We start from the raw sequence: 17,892 nt of genomic DNA on the forward strand, positions 1-17,892 counted from the left end.
TTAATAAAGAAATTATATATAGAGAGAACGTGATGACTGAACGGATATTATCAGACGAAGCAATCAATACTTTTGAAGATGATTTATTAAATCGTAAGAGCTTTGTTGAAAATCTTTCTTCTTCTCTACTTTCATGGAATGATAAAAAATCATTAGTTATTGGCCTTTTTGGAAAATGGGGCTCTGGTAAAACTTCCATTATAAATTTATTAGAGAAACAGTTGTCTTCCGAAAAAGAAAAAAAATCATCAAAAGATAAGAAGAAATCTCCAATCGTAATTAATTTTAATCCTTGGGGATATTCTGAAACAGAAGATTTATTAGAACCATTTATACGACAGATTCAAGCAACATTAAAAGGACCTGATAAGATAAAAGGCTTTGGAAAGAAATTAGAGTTATATTTGAATTTAATCAAATTAACTCCTACAAAACAATCGATGCTTACATTCTGGTCAGCGATAACAATGGTCTTGTCTTTTGTAGGAATAAGCTTGCCTCAATTGTTTCCAGATTTTTGTAAAGAAATAAAAGAGCTTTCAAAATGGATATCACCAATAACACTAATAGTTTCCTTTATTATTATAGTATGTAATATCGTTCTTTCTGTTATTAAGATTCGAAATGAAAATTTAGATGAATCTGTTTCAAAAATCAAAAAAGATATTGGTAATATTTTAGAGAAAGAAAATAGAAAACTAATCATCATTATGGATGACATTGACAGATTATCATCACAAGAAATAAAACAGCTTTTTAGAATTGTACGTTCTAATGCTGATTTTCCAAACACAATATACTTGCTTTCCTTTGATAGAGAAATTGTCGAAAAAAGTTTGGATATTCAAAATAGAATCGATGGTAGAGAATACTTGGAAAAGATTATTAATATTGAATATGATTTGCCTTCAATTCCATCATCTACATTAAGTAGAATTTTAATGGACGAATTGAAAAATATTGCCCAGGATTTTACAGAAGAACAGAATTCAATTTTCGGAATAGAAAATACAAAATGGGCTTATGTATATAATTCGATAGTCTCAAATCTTACAACTATTCGTGAAATCAAAAGATATGTAAATGCCGTTAAATTCAAATTATCACAGTTTATTAATAAAGGCGTTTTAGAAATCAATCTTATAGATTTTCTAGCTATTGAGTTTATTCGTTTGAAATTCCCAGAGTATTATGATTTTATCAGAGATAATAAACTATGGTTTATTACTTCTAAAGAAAATCTAGAATATAAGATTCCAAACAAAAAAGAAAGATATGATAAATGGTTTTCCGAAAGTTTTAATGAATCATATACAGAAAATGATAAAGATTGTTTAGATTGCATTTTAGCTCAAATCTTTCCAGCTATTAGGTATTGTTCAAAAGATGTATCTAGTATTCTGGCGCCAACTTCGTATTATAATAATGATAAATATTGTTCCATTGCTTCAGAAAAATATTTTGATGTGTATTTTAATCATGTGCCAGGCATTCCTAAGAATGATTGCTCAAACTATGATGTACAGTTAATTAAATCATTATCTGATAATTATGATGAACTAATTAAAATATTTAGGAAATACATCAGCGACGGAAAAGCTTTGTCTTTATTAAAATTATTGGAAAGTAATTCTCTGTCAGGTTCATTTATTGAGGAAAAGAATTTTATCCCATATTTTTCAGCTTTATTTGATGTTGCAGAAGACCTGCCTGATGGAAATGAGTTCTGGGGGTTTGGTAGTGATACAACTGTTTTTAGAATTTATTATTTCTTAATAAAAGAAAAGAGTAAGGAGCAGAATTCAGAATTGTTGAAAAAACTTCTTACTGCTACAAAAGATATCTGTATGTTTATTCATATTCTCTATATGGATAAAGAATGTATAGAAAAGAAGAATTATCAGCAAATGATAACAACAGAAGAATCATATAATGAATTAAACCTCTTGCTATTACAAAAAATCAAAGATCATCAAGATTCTTTAATAAATAGTAAATTTTATACTAGAATTTGTTTTTATTGGAATACACAAGACACCGAGTCTTTCAAAAAATATGCAAGTAAAAAAGTGGAAACAGATAATGAATTCTTAACTATTGTTGATAAAATGGTTTATATCGCAAAATCAAGCACAGGAAATCAGGTTTTTGAAAATGAGAGATTTAATTATAATGCACTTATATTATTTTGTGATTTAGAAGATGCTAAGACCAGAATAGAATCAATAATCAATTTGAATGATGAACTATATAAGCGCCATAAAAAAGGATGTGATCTTTTTATTCGATTTTATGAATATCGAAATAATGATTTTATTCCACCAACTATAAATTAAGATAAAATATAACACCTTTCTATTTCGCAAAATTAAAAAATGATTGATTTTGCGAAATAGAACTCATGAAACAAGGGAAAATAGGGGAAATTAGAAGAAAATTTCCCCTATTTTTCTTGCCAACACGACGAAGCTATGTTATAGTTAAACTATGATTGAAAATCCACCAAAATCAGATTTTAATCCTGAAGCAGCTGTTTCTCTAATAATCAATCCCGAGTATCGAAGCTATTTCAGAAAGGTAGACGAAAACTATTACTATTGGGATAAGGTAAAATATAATTCCCCAAAAGGAATAGACCCAAAAGATTTTTGGGCAGCAATAAAATTATCTCGCATGTCTAGTGTAGTTTCGTTTGGTAAATATATTTTCAAATACAAGATAAATGATTTTATGCAGAAATACCTTCACGATTTTGACATGAACTTTGGAGGTACTTTATCTTCTGATAATCTGATATCTGGAAAAACAAAACACTATTATTTGCTTAGTTCAATTATGGAAGAAGCAATCGCATCCAGCCAGATGGAAGGTGCATCTACAACTCGAAAGGTTGCTAAGGAAATGCTTCGTAAGCAAAAAAAACCTAAAGATTCAAGTCAGCAAATGATATTGAATAATTATAAAACAATTCGATTTCTTTCTGAAAATAAAAATGAACCTTTAACCAAAGAGCTGTTATTAGAAATACATAGACAGATAACAGAAAAAACTTTGGAAAATCCAGAAGAAGAAGGCAAATTCAGAAACAGCAATGATATAGTCGTTTCAAATAATATAACTGGCGAAGTAGCTCATAATCCTCCAGACTACAACGAAATTGAAACGGTCTTAAATGATTTATGCGATTTTGCAAATACAGATGAAACTTTCATACATCCAATTATAAAGGCGATAATTATTCACTTTGTAATTTCTTTTTTACACCCTTTTACTGATGGAAATGGACGAACGGCTCGTTCGCTTTTTTATTGGTATATGCTTAAGAAGGGGTATTGGCTTACAGAATTTTTATCGATTTCAAGAATCATATATGCTTCAAAAGATAAATATGAAAAAGTCTTTTTGTATACTGAGCATGATGATTATGATTTAGGATATTTTATAAATTATAATCTTGTAGTGTTGAATAAGGCATTTATAGAATTAACTAAATACCTTGAACGAAAAGCTAAAGAGCAGGCCGCCTTGTTTGAATTCAAAACAATAATAGGTATTAACGAACGGCAGGCTCAAATCATTAAAATTGCAACTGAAAAACCAAGTACAATATTTATCAGTAAAGACTTGCAGACAGAATTGGGAGTTTCAGTTAAGACGATTAGATCTGATTTAGAAGGACTTGTTCAAATGGGATTATTAAAAACTTATCCGTTAAATCAGCGTCTTGTTGGATATCTTAGAGCAGAAGATTTTGAAGATAAAATAAGGGAAATTAGAGGAAATTAGAGGAAAATTTCCCCTATTTTATTTACAAAGTTGCGGAGTGATATTTATGGCAAATTACATTACCGAAGATGATATTGAAGTTTCTCTTATAAATATTCTTAAAAGCGATGAGCTTGCGTATAACTTCATCCAGTGCGATTCAAATCCAAACCATAAGGCAGATCTGAACGATGGAACTTGTCGTACTTCTAAAAAGCAATGTGTTTTGCCAGAGCAGATAAAAACTGCTCTTTACAAAATCAATACAAATATTCCTACTGAGAATATTGATTCCGTAATTCGGGAACTATGCCGTGACTTTACCGGCACTGACATGGTAAAAACCAATTACGATAATTACAATCTGATTCGTAACGGTAAAAAGGTTGATTTCAAAAAAGACGGTAAGCAAACTTTTGATTTTGTTAAACTCATTGATTTTGAAAATCCTCAAAACAATATTTTTACTGCCGTTTCTCAGATGTGGATTCAGGGTCAGTATTATTGGCGGCGTCCTGATGTTATTATTTTTGTAAACGGACTTCCTCTTGTTTTTGTTGAACTTAAAAATGCTATCATCAAAATAGAAGAAGCCTATAATAAAAATCTTACGGACTACAAAAAAGATATTCCAAATCTTTTTGCCTTTAATCAGATTTGTGTTTTGAGCAACGGTTTGGAAACCCGACTTGGCGCCTGGAATTCAGATTTTGAGTTTTTCTTTGAATGGCTAAAGGTTGAAAGCGAAAATGAAAAGCCAAACCGCAAGGATATAAAAGCGCGAGGTGTTTCCATTGAATACTTTGCCCGCGGTCTTTGTAAAAAAGAACATCTGATTGATTACATTGAAAATTTTATTTTGTTCCAAAATCAAAAAGTCAAAATAATTGCAAAGAACCACCAGTTCCTCGGTGTAAATAATCTTATGCGAAATGTTGAACGCCGGGAAGATCTTAAAGGAAAGCTTGGTGTCTTCTGGCATACTCAAGGCTCCGGTAAGTCATATTCCATGGTTTTCTTTGCAAGAAAATGTGCTCGTAAATTAAAGGGAAACTTTACTTTCTTTATTGTTACGGATCGAACAGACCTTGATACTCAGATTTACAAAAACTTTGTTCGCACAGAAGTTATCGGTAATAAAGAAGAATGTCAGCCTAAAAACTCAGAACAGCTCCGCGAATATCTTAAGAGCAACAAGAAATTCATTTTCTCTATGATTCATAAATTTCGTTATGACAAAGGAAAGAAATATCCTGTTCTTAGCGAACGCAACGACATTTTTGTTTTGATTGATGAAGCGCATCGTACTCAGTACAAAGATCTTGCGGAAAACATGCACACCGCTTTGCCAAATGCAAATTTCATAGCTTTTACAGGAACTCCACTGCTTGGTTCAAAACGCCTGACAAATCAGTGGTTTGGAGATTATGTTTCCGAATACAATTTTGCACAGTCTGTTGAAGATGGAAGTACAGTTCCTTTGTTCTATAGTCGCCGTGTGCCTGAAGTCGGTCTTACAAATAACTTCCTTGATGATGATATTGTAGACATTATTGAAGATGAAAATCTAAATGAAGAAGAAATCAAAAAGCTGGAAGATTCCGGCAGCAAGATAATTGAAGTTCTTAAACGCGATGAACGTCTTGATAAAATTGCTCAAGATATTGCTCATCATTTTCCTCGTCGAGGCTTTCTTGGAAAGGGAATGGTTGTTTCTGTAGATAAGTTTACAGCTGTAAAAATGTACGACAAGGTTCAGCATTACTGGGATTTGGAAAAGAAAAAGTTGATGATTGACCGTAGTAATGCTAAGACTAAAGAAGAACGTGACGAAATCAAAGCTCGCCTTGATTACATGAATAATGTAGAAATGGCGGTAATAATTTCTGAAGACGCAGACGAAGAAAAGAAGTTTGCAGAACAGGGATTAAATATAAAACCTCATCGTGACAAGATGAATAAGATTGTTGACGGAGTAGATATTGAAGACCGATTCAAAGATAAAAATGATCCGTTGCAGCTTGTTTTTGTTTGCGCAATGTGGCTTACAGGTTTTGATGTTCCAAATCTTTCTACTCTCTATCTTGATAAACCTATGAAAGGCCATACTCTCATGCAGGCAATTGCACGTGCAAACCGTGTTTATCCGGGTAAAACAAGCGGTATCATTGTCGATTATGTAAATGTCTTTAAGTATATGCAGCAGGCCCTTACCGATTATGCAACCGGCGATGACGGAGATGAGTTCCCTGCTAAAAATATTGATTATCTTCTTGAATTAATCGGGCAGAGTATTAATGAAGCAGATGAGTTTTTAAGCGAACTTAATATCAGTCTTGAAGAAATCAATAAGCTTCCCGATGACTTGGAAAAACTTGAAGCCTTGCGAAATGCGCTGGAAATTATTTACCAGAAAGACGAAGGTAAAGAAAAGTTCCGCGTTATTACAAATACAATGCTTAATCTTTACGAAGCAAGCAAACCTGAGATTTTCGAGATGGGCTGGCAGAATGAAAAGTTTAAGCCACTCAAATATCTGAATGATTTGATGAACAACATTGTTGATGATGAAAAGCTGGATCGTGCAAAGATGAGAATGCAGTCTCTGCTTGATACATCGGTAAGTTCTGAAAAGCCAGAAGACACAAGTGACCCGGACGGCAAAAAATCTTCTAATTATCTTATTCACGAATTTAAGGTAATTGACCTTTCTAAAGTTGATATAGAAGAACTTAGAAAAGAAATCCATAAAGCTCAGTACAAAGCAATTGAAATTGATGACATGAAAGCGTTTATTCAGAAGATGCTACAGATTATGATTAACAAAAACTGCGAGCGAATAAAGTTCAGTGAACGCTTCAAAAACATCATAGACCAATACAATGCCGGCGGCAGTGAAAACGAAGATTATTACGAACAACTCTTACAGCTTATCGAAGACATGAAAAACGAAGATAAGCGTGCTGAAACTGAAGGCCTTACCGAAGAAGAACTGGAAATGTTTGATTTGCTCATAAAAGGACGAAAACTCACAAAAGAAGAGGAGCAGAAAGTAAAGCTAGCCGCAAAAAATCTTTATAAGAAACTCACAGAAGAAAAACAGAATCTTTTTGTTGTTGATTGGTATAAAGATGAACAAGCTTCAACAACAGTAAAAGATGCAATAATTTCTTCGCTTGATGCGGATCTGCCGCAGAGTTTTGACAAGGAAGCCTTTGATTCAAAAATTAATCTGCTCCTTAATCATTTTGTGGATATGTCAGTGCAGCATTACGGCTGGTTAGGAGAGGCGGCGTAAGCGGCTACACTCGAAGTAAAGATTTTGAACTGCATTTGGAAAAATTAGGGGAAATTAAGAAAAAATAGAGGAAAATTTCCCTTGTTTTTCTTCCCTATATCCCCAAAGCTCTCTTGTAGTTTTCCGACATGCTCTTAACACTCGCGTCAAATTTCGCCTTCTCCCCTTCCGTCAGCTTAAGCTCAATCACTTCTGCCACGCCCTCGTTGTTGAGCCGGCAGGGAACGCTTGCAAAGACATCGGTGTAGCCGTATTCGCCCTGGAGAAGGGTTGAGACCGGAAGGATTCTGTTTTCGTCGCAGAAAATCGCCTGAACCACATTTGCGATACTGGCTCCGATTCCAAATTCCGTGCTTCCCTTGCCGCCCAGGATTATCCAGCCCGCTTTTTTGGCTGTTTGGGCAATTTCGTCTAGGTTGAGCTTTCCAAAACGCTCCGGCTGCTCCTTAATCAGCTCAAGAAGGGGCTTTCCTGCCACAGTCACAAGGCTCCAGGGCACGAACTGAGTTTCTCCGTGCTCGCTCAAAGCATAGGCGTTGATTGATTTCTGGTCGTAGCCTGTCGCCTCTGCAATTGCACGGCGGACTCTTGCGCTGTCCAAAGTCGTCGAGGTTGAAAGAATCCTCCTGGGGTTCCAGTTCAGTTTTTCCTGAATGTAATGGGCTACGACGTCAGCCGGATTCGAAATGTTTATGATGATTCCGTCAAATCCGCTCGCCTTGATTTTCGGCACGATGTCCTTCAAAATCTCAACGGTCGCTCCCAGAGTCTGCTGCCTGTCGTTCTGACCTGCCGCCATGTCAGGTAAAGGACCTGCCGCAACAATCAGAATGTCCGCATCCTTTATGTCAGAATAATTTCCAGCCCGGACGGTCGCATGATGGCTCAGGTAAGTCGATGAGTCATACAAGTCCAGTGCCTGAGCCGCCGCCTTTTTTTCATCAATATCGATATAAACGATTTCTTCAGCCAGTCCCTGCGAAATCAAAGCATATCCGCCATGACTTCCGACATGCCCCGCCCCAATAATTCCAATTTTCCGTCTATTAATCGCCATAAAGTCCCCCTTAAAAACTCCTAACTCCTAATTCCTAACTTTTTAATGTCTGTTCTTCCTGACAATCCGGTTTCCGCCCGTCTGAATCAAGTTGACCACAATCACAAGCACGACAATCGTAAGCCATGTGACATCAAGCTGATTCCTGTCGTGACCGTACATAATCGCGTAGTTTCCAAGACCGCCAGCACCAACGGCACCAGCCATAGCAGTAAGACCAATCAGGCTCACGAGCGTAATGGTCGTTCCCCGAACCAGAGGCCCCACGCTTTCACGAAGATAGACGCGGAAAATAATGTCAAATGGGCTCAATCCCATGCTTTCTGCCGCCTCAATCAGACCACCGTCAACTTCGGCAAGTGCAGTCTCAACCTGACGGCTGAAAAATGGCACGCATCCGAAAACCAGAGGCACAATCGCACCCCGCACGCCAATCGCCGTTCCCATCAGAAGCCGCGAAAGGGGCATGACGCCGGTCAGCAAAATGATGAAAGGAATCGAGCGGAAAAGGTTAATCAGCTTGTCCAGAATCTGATAAACCACCCTGTTTTCAAGAATGCCCCCCTTTTTAGTCACGGTAATCGTAATTCCAATCAGCAGTCCCAGCACAAAACTAATCGAGCCGGACCAGAGCACCATGACGAGCGTCTCCAGAAATCCGTTAAAAAATCTCTCCGGGTGCTTAGCCACATTCGGCAAAATCGTCTCAATAAAATCAATCATAAAATCCTCCAAAATTTAGGGGGAAAGTCTTCCCCCTGTGTCACACTTCGTTGTGCCACACCCCCATCTACAGGGGCTACGCCCCCGTACCCCCAAAATATCTTCCGCGGTTCGAGCACAGCTCTCACCGAGACTCGTCTAAAAACTTGTCTCACAAGTTTTTTCGCCTTCGGCGACCGACTCCCTACCTCTCTTCAAAACTTCCACCCCGACGCCCTGCTGGGCTATGTGTCCGAGTGCGCGATCAATCACCGGCTTCTGACCGCTGACAATCGCGACCGTGCCGCCAATCGGTGCGTCCTGAACGATTTCAACATCCGCAAAAATGATGTTTATCGTGATTTCGTAGAGCCGCGACATGGCGGAAATAATCGGCTCGGAAACATTTTTCTCGATGAATGTAAAGCGGACCAGAACTTCGTCCTCGCCAAGATTTACTACAGGCGAATTTTCTTCAATCAGCTTTTCGATTTTCGTCAGGCTCGAAGTCGAACGGATAAAGCGGCGGGTCACTTCATGCTTTGCGCGGGCGAAAATGTCAAAAACTTCGCCCTGCTCAACGACCTTGCCGTTTTCCATGACTGCAACCTTGTCACAAATCTCTTTGATAACTTCCATCTGGTGGGTGATGATTACGATTGTAAGCCCCAGTTCCTTGTTGAGCCGTTTCAAAAGTGCAAGAATTGAGCGTGTCGTTGTCGGATCAAGAGCACTCGTAGCCTCGTCACACAAAAGAATGTCCGGATTGTTCGCAAGGGCGCGGGCAATTGCAACACGCTGCTTCTGACCGCCAGAAAGCTGGCTCGGAAAATCCTTTGCCTTGCCCTCAATTTCAACCAGCTTCAAAAGTTCCTTTACGCGCTCAGAAATCTCAGTCTTTGAAAGTCCTGATTTTTTGAGCGGAAAAGCAACATTTGCCTCAACGGTGCGGCTTTTCATCAGGTTGAAGTGCTGGAAAATCATTCCGATTTTTTTGCGCTCCTCGCGAAGCTCCCTTGCCGAAAGCGAAAGAAAATCCTTGCCGCGTACAGTCACGCTGCCCGAAGTCGGACGGCCGAGCAGGTTTATAGCCCGCACAAGCGTAGACTTACCCGCCCCCGAATAGCCGATGATTCCAAAAATCTCGCCCTTCTTAACCGAAAGCGAAACGTCATCAACCGCCGTAAAAACCCCGTCCTCAGTCTGAAAGGTCTTAGATATGTTTTTTAACTCAATAATACTGTCTTCTGCCATATAATACCTACTAATATACTAGGTTATAAACCTATTTGCCTATTTAGTCAATATGTAGGGAGCGAGCGCGTAGTAGCTATGTGATACCCATTGACTCAATAGGTATCACATAGTACCCTTGCAGCGGAGTTTAAATATGACAATCTTAGAAGAAGCCCTTGCCCTCAAACCTTACATGGTCGAGCTGCGGAATCATTTTCATTCTCACCCCGAACTTGCGCTCAATGAGTTCAACACTTGCAAATATATAGAAGAAAAACTTACTGAAATCGGGCTTTCATTTAAAAGAGTTTCCGCAACTAATGTCATCGCGGAGCTTGACTCAGGCATTCCCGGGAAAACGCTTCTTCTCCGTGCGGACATTGACGCCCTTCCGATTCAGGAAGAAAACGACGTTCCCTACAAAAGTCAGAATCCTGGAATAATGCACGCCTGCGGTCACGACGGCCACACGGCTTCCCTTTTGGGAGCCGCAAAAATCCTTTCAGCCCACAAAAATGACTTTAAAGGCAAGATAATTTTTGCTTTTCAGGCAGCAGAGGAAATCGGAAACGGCGCGCGGGACATAATCAATTCCGGTCTTTTGGACAATGTTAACCGCACTTTCGCGATTCACTTTCAGTCAGGTCTTGAAGCCGGAAAGTTTGCAATCAAAAGCGGGAGCGACATGGCAAGCTGCGACAGGCTTAAAATCACAATCCACGGAAAATCAAGCCACATCACATATCCAGAAATGGGTGCGGACTCCCTTTTTGTGGGCGCTCTGATTGCTTCCCAGCTGCAGACCGTCGTTTCAAGGCTTATTTCACCGGTTGAAGGCGGCTTAATCGGAATCGGAAGCTTTCACTCAGGCACGACCTACAACATAATTCCGTCAGAAGCCGTTCTGGAAGGAACAATCAGGGCTTTTTCAAAAGAATCAAGAAAAAAACTCGCCGATGCAGTTCGTAAAATCGCTGCAAATATCGCGGATGAATACGGAGCAAAAGCCGATGTTGAAATCGAAGACATTTCCGACCCGCTCATAAATCCTGCCGAAACCGTGGCAGAAGTCATCGAGTCAGCAAAGAAAATCGTTCCGACCGAAAACATAATCACAAACATCGAAAAACGCTTCATGGCGGACAATTTCGCAGACTTTTCACGCAAAGCACCCGGAACCTACGTTCACGCAGGCTCAAGCGACGGCGAGGCGACAAGTTTTCCTCATCACAATGAGCATTTTGACCTTGCCCAAGACAGCTATCACTACGCCGCAGCCCTTGCCGTGCAGTACGCGCTGGATTTTCTGACCAGAGAATAACGGAGAAAAACATGAAAAAAGGCATGACAATCATTTATCCTGAGTATAACGGACTTTACATCAACCTCACAAACCGCTGCCCCTGCGCCTGTACCTTCTGCATCAGACAGAGAGCAAGCGGAGCGGAATTCGACAATGTTGAGACTCTCTGGCTTGAAAGGGAACCGACCGCCCGGGAAGTAATCGAAGCAATCAAGGCCGAATCAAAGACCGAGCGCTTCAAGTCTTACAAGGAATTTGTTTTCTGCGGATACGGAGAGCCGACCGAAGCCCTCGACGTCCTTCTTGAAGTCGCCGCCTTTCTCAAGGAAAATTTCACCCTCCCGGTCAGAATCAACACGAACGGACTTGGAAATCTCGTCAACAAAAAAGACATAGTTCCCCTTCTCGCTGGCAAAATCGACGCCATTTCAATCAGCCTGAACTCAAGCAATCCTGAAATCTACGAAAAGACTGTCCGCCCGGTTTTCAAGGAAAAAGCCTTCCCGGAAATGCTCAAATTTGCCCAAGAAGCAGGAAAAGTCATTCCCAAAGTAATCATGAGCACGGTCGAAACGACAATCACAAAGGAAGATGAGGAAGAATGCAGCCGCCTTTGCCAGAAACTCGGCGTAAGTCACAGAATCCGGAAATTCATTGATTTGAAGTGATATTATTGAAGGAAAAAATCGGTCAGCGCGGTCCGGCAGATACTTTTCATAGAAACAGTTGACCAAAAATTATCTTAATTATAGAATACTATATGATTCAAGCAGAAAAATTTGACTCACCATTCAAGGGGCGCTCGCTCCTCACATGGCTTGATTATGAGCCGGAGGAAATCTTACAGTTCCTCGATTATGCATTTTTGGTTAAAAAACAGGCCCATGCCGGCGAAGTCCACCAGCGTTTCCTGGGCAAAACAATAGCACTCATTTTCGAAAAACGTTCAACACGTACACGCTCTTCATTTGAGACAGCTTTTGGAGAGGAAGGCGGTCATCCTGTCTTCATGTCAACTCAGGACATTCAGCTGGGCGGCAAGGAAAGCGTCAAGGACACAGCCCGCGTTCTCGGCCGCATGTTCAGCGCAATTGAATTCCGTGGCTTCAAGCAGGAGCATGTAAAGCAGCTGGCAGAATTCTCCGGAGTTCCGGTAATCAACGGCCTCACAGACGACTACCATCCTACCCAGGCCCTTGCCGACATCATGACCCTCAAAGAAAATTTCGGAAAACTCAAGGGATTAAAATGGGCTTTCTGTGGTGACGGACGCAATAACGTTGCCCGCTCCCTCATGATTATCTCGGCAAAACTGGGAATCGATTTCGCAATTTATTCGCCAAAAGAGCTTTTCCCGCCAAAAGACATTCAGGAAATCTGTGCTCCAATCGCTGCAAAAAGCGGCGCAAAAATTGAAATTTCAAGTGAAATTTCAGTTGTAAAAAACGCAGATTGCCTTTATACTGATGTATGGGTCTCAATGGGCGAAGAATCGCTCAAAGAGGAACGAACAAAGCTTCTTTCACCGTATCAGGTAAACAAAGATTTGATGGCGGCCACAGGCAAAAGCAGCACTATTTTCATGCATTGTCTTCCAGCGGTCATCGGTCAGGAAGTTACCGAGGATGTATTCGAAAGCCCTGCAAGCAAGGTGTGGGACGAAGCCGAAAACCGCAAGCATACTATCAAGGCTATTATGCTCGCGCTCATCTAGGCGAATCAAGCAAAAAGACTGCTACTAAAGTCAAAGGAGATTTATATGAAGAAGTTGTTCATTTTGTCAGCATTGCTCTGCGTGGGTGTTTTGTTCTCTGCTACAGCAAAAGAAAAGGCAGACTACAAATACGAGTATCAGGAGTCAACCGTAACATACCACAATGTTCAGGTTTACAAGGTTCTTGACCACAAAGACGCTTTCATCGTTATGTACGCAAAGGGACATCGCGACGTCGGCACAGTTACTCTTCCAAAGAAGTGGTATTCAAGCGCAGCACGCACAGACACAAAGCTTAGTTTCCGTGCATTGCCAAAAGGAATGAATTCTTACATGACAGTCATCAAACGTGACGGTTCATTCGAGCGTGTTCTTCTCACTCTTCCAGTTTCTCGTGCAGCACCAGTTTGGGGGGTTGCAGACAGCACTGTAAAAGTTGATGACGCAGATAAAGACTCTCTTGAAATCGTTTACTAATCAATAAATTTTTATGTCAAAGGGCTGTTTAATGAAGTTTTCTTCATGAGGGCAGCCCTTATTTTTTTAAATTTTTCAATACTGGAGATTCAAATGCAGATTATTTCTGATGAAAAAATCAATGAATTCAAAAATTTTCTTGGCAGTCATGATTTTTTTTATGTAATTTCACACAAAGACCCTGACGGAGACGCAATTTTCAGTTCCCTCGGCATGAAGGATATTCTCGAAGCAAAAGGACTTTCCTACCAGCTTCTTTCGGCAGGTCCTTTCAAAAGACCGGAAATCCGCAGTAAGGCAAAATTCTTCTCAAACCAGATGATTTTTCTTTCTGAGCCTGAGCGTAAAAAGGCAGGACTCATAATCCTCGACTGTTCTGAAATGGAACGCCTTGGAGAAATTGACGGCGACCTCAAAAATCTGGACACCTTTACAATCGATCACCACAAAACGGCTGCCGCAAGTGAAAACTGCATCATCGATTCCACTTCTCCTGCCACAGCGGCACTCATCCAGCAGATTTACGAAAAACTTCTCGGAAAGCTCCCCAAGCAGACGGCTGAAAATCTTTTCTTCGGCCTTTCTACCGATACAGGCTATTTCCGCTTCTTAAACACAGACTCAGCAGAAGTCTTCAGACAGGCGGCCCGGCTGGTAGAATCCGGAGCAGATCCAAGAAAAACTTACGATGAAATGACAGGCGGCAAACCCTACTCTACCCGCAAGCTCCTCGGAATCATGCTCGACCGCGTTGAAAGACGCTACAACAACAAGCTTGCAGTCACTTACGAAACAATGGAAGATACAAAAAAATGGGGTCAGGAAGGCCGTGATTCAGACGCACTCTACTCCCTCCTGCTTTCAGTTGACGGAGTTGAGGCAGTATTATTCGTCCGCCAGGATACAGAACTCACCTGCACCTGCGGCTTCCGTTCCCGGGATAAAATCGACGTAAGCGCAATCGCAGCGAAATTCGGCGGCGGCGGCCACAAAAATGCAGCCGGTCTCAGCATCGACGGAAAAATCCCAGACGTACTTGAGAAAATCTGCGCGGAATTCAAAAAAGTAATGTAAATCCGACAGAAATCCTTAAAAACGTGATCGTTTTTCGGTCACGTTTTTTTATTTTCTGGGAGATTTCATTTTTTTTATTGGCGGATTTTGTTTTTCTGGATTCGGTTGGCTTTTGGTTGGATTCTGTTATTTTTAGTTGGATTTCGTTGTTTTTAGTTGTTTTCCGTTGTTTTTGGTTGTTTTTTGCTGGATTCCGGTGGCTTTTGGTTGGATTTCGTTGTTTTTTATTGTTTTCTGTTGGTTTTAGTTGTTTTTCGTTGGTTTTGACTGGCTTTTGTTGTTTTTTGTTGTTTTTTCTGCCCCTTTCCCCAGTTTTTCCCCCATTTTCGCTGATTAAAAAGTTGGCACGCATATTGCTTAGTAATTTCCGGAGGCAATATGCAAAAGATAAAAATTGAAAAATTACCAGAGGCTGTAAAAGACAAAGTCATTTCAAAAGAGGAAGCCGCAAAAATCATATGGGAAGACATTTATACCCGCCCGCACCAGTATGGTCTCAGCTATTTTTCCGAGGACCAGAAAAGCGACCTTCTTCTTGGAATCCACAAGAAATTTGAAAATCTCTTTGACAAATTCGTGCCAGGAAGCGTTCCTTTCAAATCCTACCTGATTGGATTTATCGCGAAATACAAGGCTCATTTCCTTAGATTACAGGCAATTAACTGTCTTGAAAAGAAATGTATCTCCACCTATCTCATAGCAAACGAGGAAGTTGAAAGTCAGAAATATTCCGTTGAAGCAGAATACGAAAGTGATTTCCCGGAAACAGAGCAAAACAGAACTTTAACCGACATTACAGAGCAAAAAGGTCTGACTCAGGAAGAAAAAAATAAAAAAATCGCAGACTTAACGACTCTGGTCCTGCTCATGAAAGCCTGCAAGGACATAGACGACGACTCAATCAAATCAGTAAGCAGTTTTACCGGCGTAGACAAGTCATTACTTTACAACAAAATAGAAGAATTAAAAAGCTCAATGGAAAGAAAATCAGAATTATATCAGCTAAGAATCAAAAGGAGAAACAATTCATATTTCTTTCACCGCAAGTATCTTCAGGCAATGATTTCACCAATATACAAGGAAAACGGCCGCCAATCCTTAAGGGAACGCTACGAAAAACAGACGAAAAAATGGCACAAATACAACACTAACCTTTCAGTCCACTCAAACACTCCGTCAAACGAAGAAATTGCAAGGGTCCTCGGAATCAAGCCACGAATGGTATCCTTCTATATAAACCACGTCCGGAAAGATAAAATCAGGGACAGGATTAAAAATATGATGAAGAAGGAAGATGAAAGCGGGGAGAATACAGAGGCCGGAAAAAAAGAAGAAAAAGAATTCATAGACGAGGAAAGTTGATTTCTGTATGATTTATAAGACTTTAATTCAAAAAAAAGGAAATATGATATGAGCAAAAAAATCTTGTACCTCGCCTCAGGAAACAAACATAAACGCCAGGAAATGCAGCAGATTCTTCCGGACTACGAAATCCGCATTCCAAGTGACGACGGAATTGAATTTGATCCGGTTGAAGACGGAAAATCTTTCTACGAAAACAGCCTGATTAAGGCACGGGCCCTCTGGGAACTGGTTAAAAAGCCCGTAATCGCAGACGATTCTGGAATCTGTGTAGACGCCCTCAATGGAGAGCCGGGAATTTTCACATCACGCTACGCAGGACCTGACTTCATGCACGGAAAACCGGACGGAAGCAAAATCACTCAGGACGAGCAGAACAGATTTTTGATTCAGCAGCTCAACGACACAGGCTCAAAAGACCGCAGCTGCCACTACACTTGTGCCATGGTCCTTCTATTGAACAAGGACAGATTCTTCGTAGCTCAGGAAACTTTTGAAGGTGAGCTTATTGCTTCAATCGAAGAGCAGGCTGGAAGCGGCGGTTTCGGCTACGACCCTATCGTCTGGCTCCCACAGTATCAGAAAACAGTCGCAGAAATTTCTGCTGATGAAAAAAATAAAATCTCCCACCGCGGAAAGGCAGTCCGCGCCATCGCACAAATTCTGAAATCACTCGACCTTTAAATTTAAAACTTTAGAAAAAAAGTTTAAAAAAAATCAAATTTTTTCCTAAAGTTTCTAATGACCATAGCCGATACTTATAAAGACGAGTTACGCCCAGAAAAGCTTCGTAGAAGAAAATCTAGGTGAACAAGTCACGAAAAAGGAGACGGATGTAGCCTTGTAATACTGAAGTTTCCTTTTTCAAACAGGCCGAAAAGGATTTTGGCTTGAAACACATTTCCACGGAGGAAAACTATGGTCATTAACCACAACATGTCCGCTATGTTCGCTGACAGACAGCTCGGCGTAACAGGTCTCGGTCTTTCAAAAGACATGGAGAAACTCTCTTCAGGCGAAAGAATCAATCGCGCAGGTGACGACGCTTCAGGACTCGCAGTATCTGAGAAGATGCGCAGCCAGATTCGTGGTCTCAACCAGGCTTCACAGAACGCTTCAAACGGAATCAGCTTCATCCAGGTAACAGAAGGTTACTTGCAGGAAACAACTGACATCATGCAGCGTATCCGCGAACTTGCAGTTCAGTCTGCCAACGGTATCTATTCGGATGAAGACCGCATGCAGATCCAGGTAGAAGTTTCACAGCTTGTTGCAGAGGTTGATCGCATTGCTTCACAGGCACAGTTCAACGGCATGAACATGCTCACAGGACGCTTCGCTCAGAGTGCAGGCGAGAATGCAGTTACTTCATCTATGTGGTTCCACATCGGAGCTAACATGGACCAGAGAATGCAGGTTTACATTGGTACAATGACAGCATCAGCCCTCGGAATCCGTGAGGCAGCTGGTGAAGGCATTTTAAGCATCCAGACTCCAGAAGATGCAAACCGCTCAATCGGTACTATCGATGAAGCTCTCAAAAAGATCAACAAACAGCGCGCTGACCTCGGTGGCTATCAGAACCGCATGGAATATGCAGTTAAAGGTCTCGACGTTGCTTCTGAAAATCTTCAGGCTTCAGAATCACGCATCCGTGACACAGATATGGCTGCACAGATGGTCGAATTCACAAAGAATGAGATCCTCCAGCAGGCAGGAACTGCTATGCTCGCTCAGGCTAATACTCAGTCACAGACAGTCTTGTCTTTGCTCCGATAGTTCGATATAATAAATTCTTGAAAGGGTTAGTTTAAGGCTCTTTCAAGAATTTAAATTTCGCGGTGTTTTTTGCAAATTTCTCTTTATTTTCATCAAACATCACGTTACAATGTATCTATCAGGAA

15 protein-coding genes are annotated in these 17,892 nt (G+C 40.5%); 11 read left to right on the plus strand and 4 right to left on the minus strand.

Annotated features, from left to right (window positions below):
* The first annotated feature begins 32 nt into the window (after window positions 1-32).
* The 3 genes from HNP76_RS03545 to HNP76_RS03555 all read left to right on the plus strand — a co-directional run bounded on the left by HNP76_RS03545 (window position 33) and on the right by HNP76_RS03555 (window position 7,063).
* Window positions 33-2,336: a KAP family P-loop NTPase fold protein gene (locus HNP76_RS03545; protein WP_184657569.1), complete on the plus strand. Its 2,304-nt coding sequence runs from the start codon at window positions 33-35 to the stop codon at window positions 2,334-2,336.
* A gap of 151 nt (window positions 2,337-2,487) precedes the next feature.
* The gene (locus HNP76_RS03550; RefSeq protein ID WP_184657571.1) at window positions 2,488-3,786 is read left to right on the plus strand and encodes a Fic family protein; all 1,299 of its coding nucleotides are present in this window, start codon (window positions 2,488-2,490) and stop codon (window positions 3,784-3,786) included.
* Window positions 3,787-3,832: 46 nt separating this feature from the next.
* Window positions 3,833-7,063, plus strand: a complete 3,231-nt coding sequence (locus tag HNP76_RS03555) for a type I restriction endonuclease subunit R (protein WP_184657573.1) — start codon at window positions 3,833-3,835, stop codon at window positions 7,061-7,063.
* Window positions 7,064-7,157: 94 nt separating this feature from the next.
* On the opposite strand, the gene HNP76_RS03560 is transcribed toward HNP76_RS03555, so the two are convergent.
* The 3 genes from HNP76_RS03560 to HNP76_RS03570 form a co-directional block, all read right to left on the minus strand.
* Window positions 7,158-8,120 carry an L-lactate dehydrogenase gene (locus tag HNP76_RS03560; RefSeq protein ID WP_184657575.1) on the minus strand — a complete coding sequence of 321 codons (963 nt, stop codon included), beginning with the start codon at window positions 8,118-8,120 and terminating at the stop codon, window positions 7,158-7,160.
* A 42-nt stretch (window positions 8,121-8,162) separates the two neighbouring features.
* The gene (locus tag HNP76_RS03565; RefSeq protein ID WP_184657577.1) at window positions 8,163-8,843 is read right to left on the minus strand and encodes a methionine ABC transporter permease; all 681 of its coding nucleotides are present in this window, start codon (window positions 8,841-8,843) and stop codon (window positions 8,163-8,165) included.
* A gap of 138 nt (window positions 8,844-8,981) precedes the next feature.
* A complete protein-coding gene (locus HNP76_RS03570; RefSeq protein WP_184657579.1) occupies window positions 8,982-10,076 on the minus strand; it encodes a methionine ABC transporter ATP-binding protein in 1,095 nt (364 codons plus the stop codon).
* 136 nt (window positions 10,077-10,212) lie between these two features.
* Here HNP76_RS03570 and HNP76_RS03575 point away from each other — a divergent pair, with 136 nt between their 5' ends.
* From HNP76_RS03575 to HNP76_RS03595, 5 genes are all read left to right on the plus strand, one after another.
* Complete coding sequence (locus tag HNP76_RS03575; RefSeq protein WP_184657581.1) at window positions 10,213-11,379, plus strand: M20 metallopeptidase family protein; 1,167 nt, start codon at window positions 10,213-10,215, stop codon at window positions 11,377-11,379.
* A gap of 11 nt (window positions 11,380-11,390) precedes the next feature.
* On the plus strand, window positions 11,391-12,029 hold the full coding sequence (locus HNP76_RS03580) for a TatD family nuclease-associated radical SAM protein (protein WP_246462715.1): 639 nt from the start codon (window positions 11,391-11,393) through the stop codon (window positions 12,027-12,029).
* A gap of 92 nt (window positions 12,030-12,121) precedes the next feature.
* Entirely contained in the window at window positions 12,122-13,075 is a 954-nt protein-coding gene (argF, locus tag HNP76_RS03585; RefSeq protein ID WP_184657583.1) for an ornithine carbamoyltransferase, read from the plus strand.
* Window positions 13,076-13,120: 45 nt separating this feature from the next.
* Window positions 13,121-13,552 carry a hypothetical protein gene (locus tag HNP76_RS03590; RefSeq protein ID WP_184657585.1) on the plus strand — a complete coding sequence of 144 codons (432 nt, stop codon included), beginning with the start codon at window positions 13,121-13,123 and terminating at the stop codon, window positions 13,550-13,552.
* Between the two features lie 93 nt (window positions 13,553-13,645).
* Window positions 13,646-14,626, plus strand: a complete 981-nt coding sequence (locus tag HNP76_RS03595; RefSeq protein WP_184657587.1) for a DHH family phosphoesterase — start codon at window positions 13,646-13,648, stop codon at window positions 14,624-14,626.
* Here HNP76_RS03595 and HNP76_RS03600 read toward each other — a convergent pair.
* Window positions 14,610-14,978 carry a hypothetical protein gene (locus tag HNP76_RS03600; RefSeq protein WP_184657589.1) on the minus strand — a complete coding sequence of 123 codons (369 nt, stop codon included), beginning with the start codon at window positions 14,976-14,978 and terminating at the stop codon, window positions 14,610-14,612. The genes HNP76_RS03595 and HNP76_RS03600 overlap by 17 nt on opposite strands.
* 26 nt (window positions 14,979-15,004) lie before the next feature.
* Here HNP76_RS03600 and HNP76_RS03605 point away from each other — a divergent pair, with 26 nt between their 5' ends.
* From HNP76_RS03605 to HNP76_RS03615, 3 genes are all read left to right on the plus strand, one after another.
* Entirely contained in the window at window positions 15,005-15,988 is a 984-nt protein-coding gene (locus tag HNP76_RS03605) for a helix-turn-helix domain-containing protein (RefSeq protein ID WP_184657591.1), read from the plus strand.
* Between the two features lie 48 nt (window positions 15,989-16,036).
* Window positions 16,037-16,672, plus strand: coding sequence for an RdgB/HAM1 family non-canonical purine NTP pyrophosphatase (rdgB, locus tag HNP76_RS03610; protein WP_184657592.1), 636 nt, complete (start codon window positions 16,037-16,039; stop codon window positions 16,670-16,672).
* 234 nt (window positions 16,673-16,906) lie between these two features.
* Window positions 16,907-17,767 carry a flagellin N-terminal helical domain-containing protein gene (locus HNP76_RS03615; protein WP_184657594.1) on the plus strand — a complete coding sequence of 287 codons (861 nt, stop codon included), beginning with the start codon at window positions 16,907-16,909 and terminating at the stop codon, window positions 17,765-17,767.
* Window positions 17,768-17,892 lie beyond the last annotated feature (125 nt).

This window comes from Treponema ruminis (assembly GCF_014201975.1).
In the GTDB taxonomy this organism is placed as follows: domain Bacteria; phylum Spirochaetota; class Spirochaetia; order Treponematales; family Treponemataceae; genus Treponema_D; species Treponema_D ruminis.

Excerpts from the sequence above, each read along its gene's own strand:
- HNP76_RS03560 (WP_184657575.1), bottom strand. The coding sequence starts at position 8,120 with ATGGCGATTAATAGACGGAAAATTGGAATTATTGGGGCGGGGCATGTC.
- HNP76_RS03615 (WP_184657594.1), top strand. The coding sequence starts at position 16,907 with ATGGTCATTAACCACAACATGTCCGCTATGTTCGCTGACAGACAGCTC.
- HNP76_RS03545 (WP_184657569.1), top strand. The coding sequence starts at position 33 with ATGACTGAACGGATATTATCAGACGAAGCAATCAATACTTTTGAAGAT.
- HNP76_RS03565 (WP_184657577.1), bottom strand. The coding sequence starts at position 8,843 with ATGATTGATTTTATTGAGACGATTTTGCCGAATGTGGCTAAGCACCCG.
- argF (WP_184657583.1), top strand. The coding sequence starts at position 12,122 with ATGATTCAAGCAGAAAAATTTGACTCACCATTCAAGGGGCGCTCGCTC.
- HNP76_RS03550 (WP_184657571.1), top strand. The coding sequence starts at position 2,488 with ATGATTGAAAATCCACCAAAATCAGATTTTAATCCTGAAGCAGCTGTT.
- HNP76_RS03595 (WP_184657587.1), top strand. The coding sequence starts at position 13,646 with ATGCAGATTATTTCTGATGAAAAAATCAATGAATTCAAAAATTTTCTT.
- HNP76_RS03580 (WP_246462715.1), top strand. The coding sequence starts at position 11,391 with ATGAAAAAAGGCATGACAATCATTTATCCTGAGTATAACGGACTTTAC.
- HNP76_RS03590 (WP_184657585.1), top strand. The coding sequence starts at position 13,121 with ATGAAGAAGTTGTTCATTTTGTCAGCATTGCTCTGCGTGGGTGTTTTG.
- HNP76_RS03575 (WP_184657581.1), top strand. The coding sequence starts at position 10,213 with ATGACAATCTTAGAAGAAGCCCTTGCCCTCAAACCTTACATGGTCGAG.
- HNP76_RS03600 (WP_184657589.1), bottom strand. The coding sequence starts at position 14,978 with ATGCGTGCCAACTTTTTAATCAGCGAAAATGGGGGAAAAACTGGGGAA.
- HNP76_RS03555 (WP_184657573.1), top strand. The coding sequence starts at position 3,833 with ATGGCAAATTACATTACCGAAGATGATATTGAAGTTTCTCTTATAAAT.
- HNP76_RS03570 (WP_184657579.1), bottom strand. The coding sequence starts at position 10,076 with ATGGCAGAAGACAGTATTATTGAGTTAAAAAACATATCTAAGACCTTT.
- rdgB (WP_184657592.1), top strand. The coding sequence starts at position 16,037 with ATGAGCAAAAAAATCTTGTACCTCGCCTCAGGAAACAAACATAAACGC.
- HNP76_RS03605 (WP_184657591.1), top strand. The coding sequence starts at position 15,005 with ATGCAAAAGATAAAAATTGAAAAATTACCAGAGGCTGTAAAAGACAAA.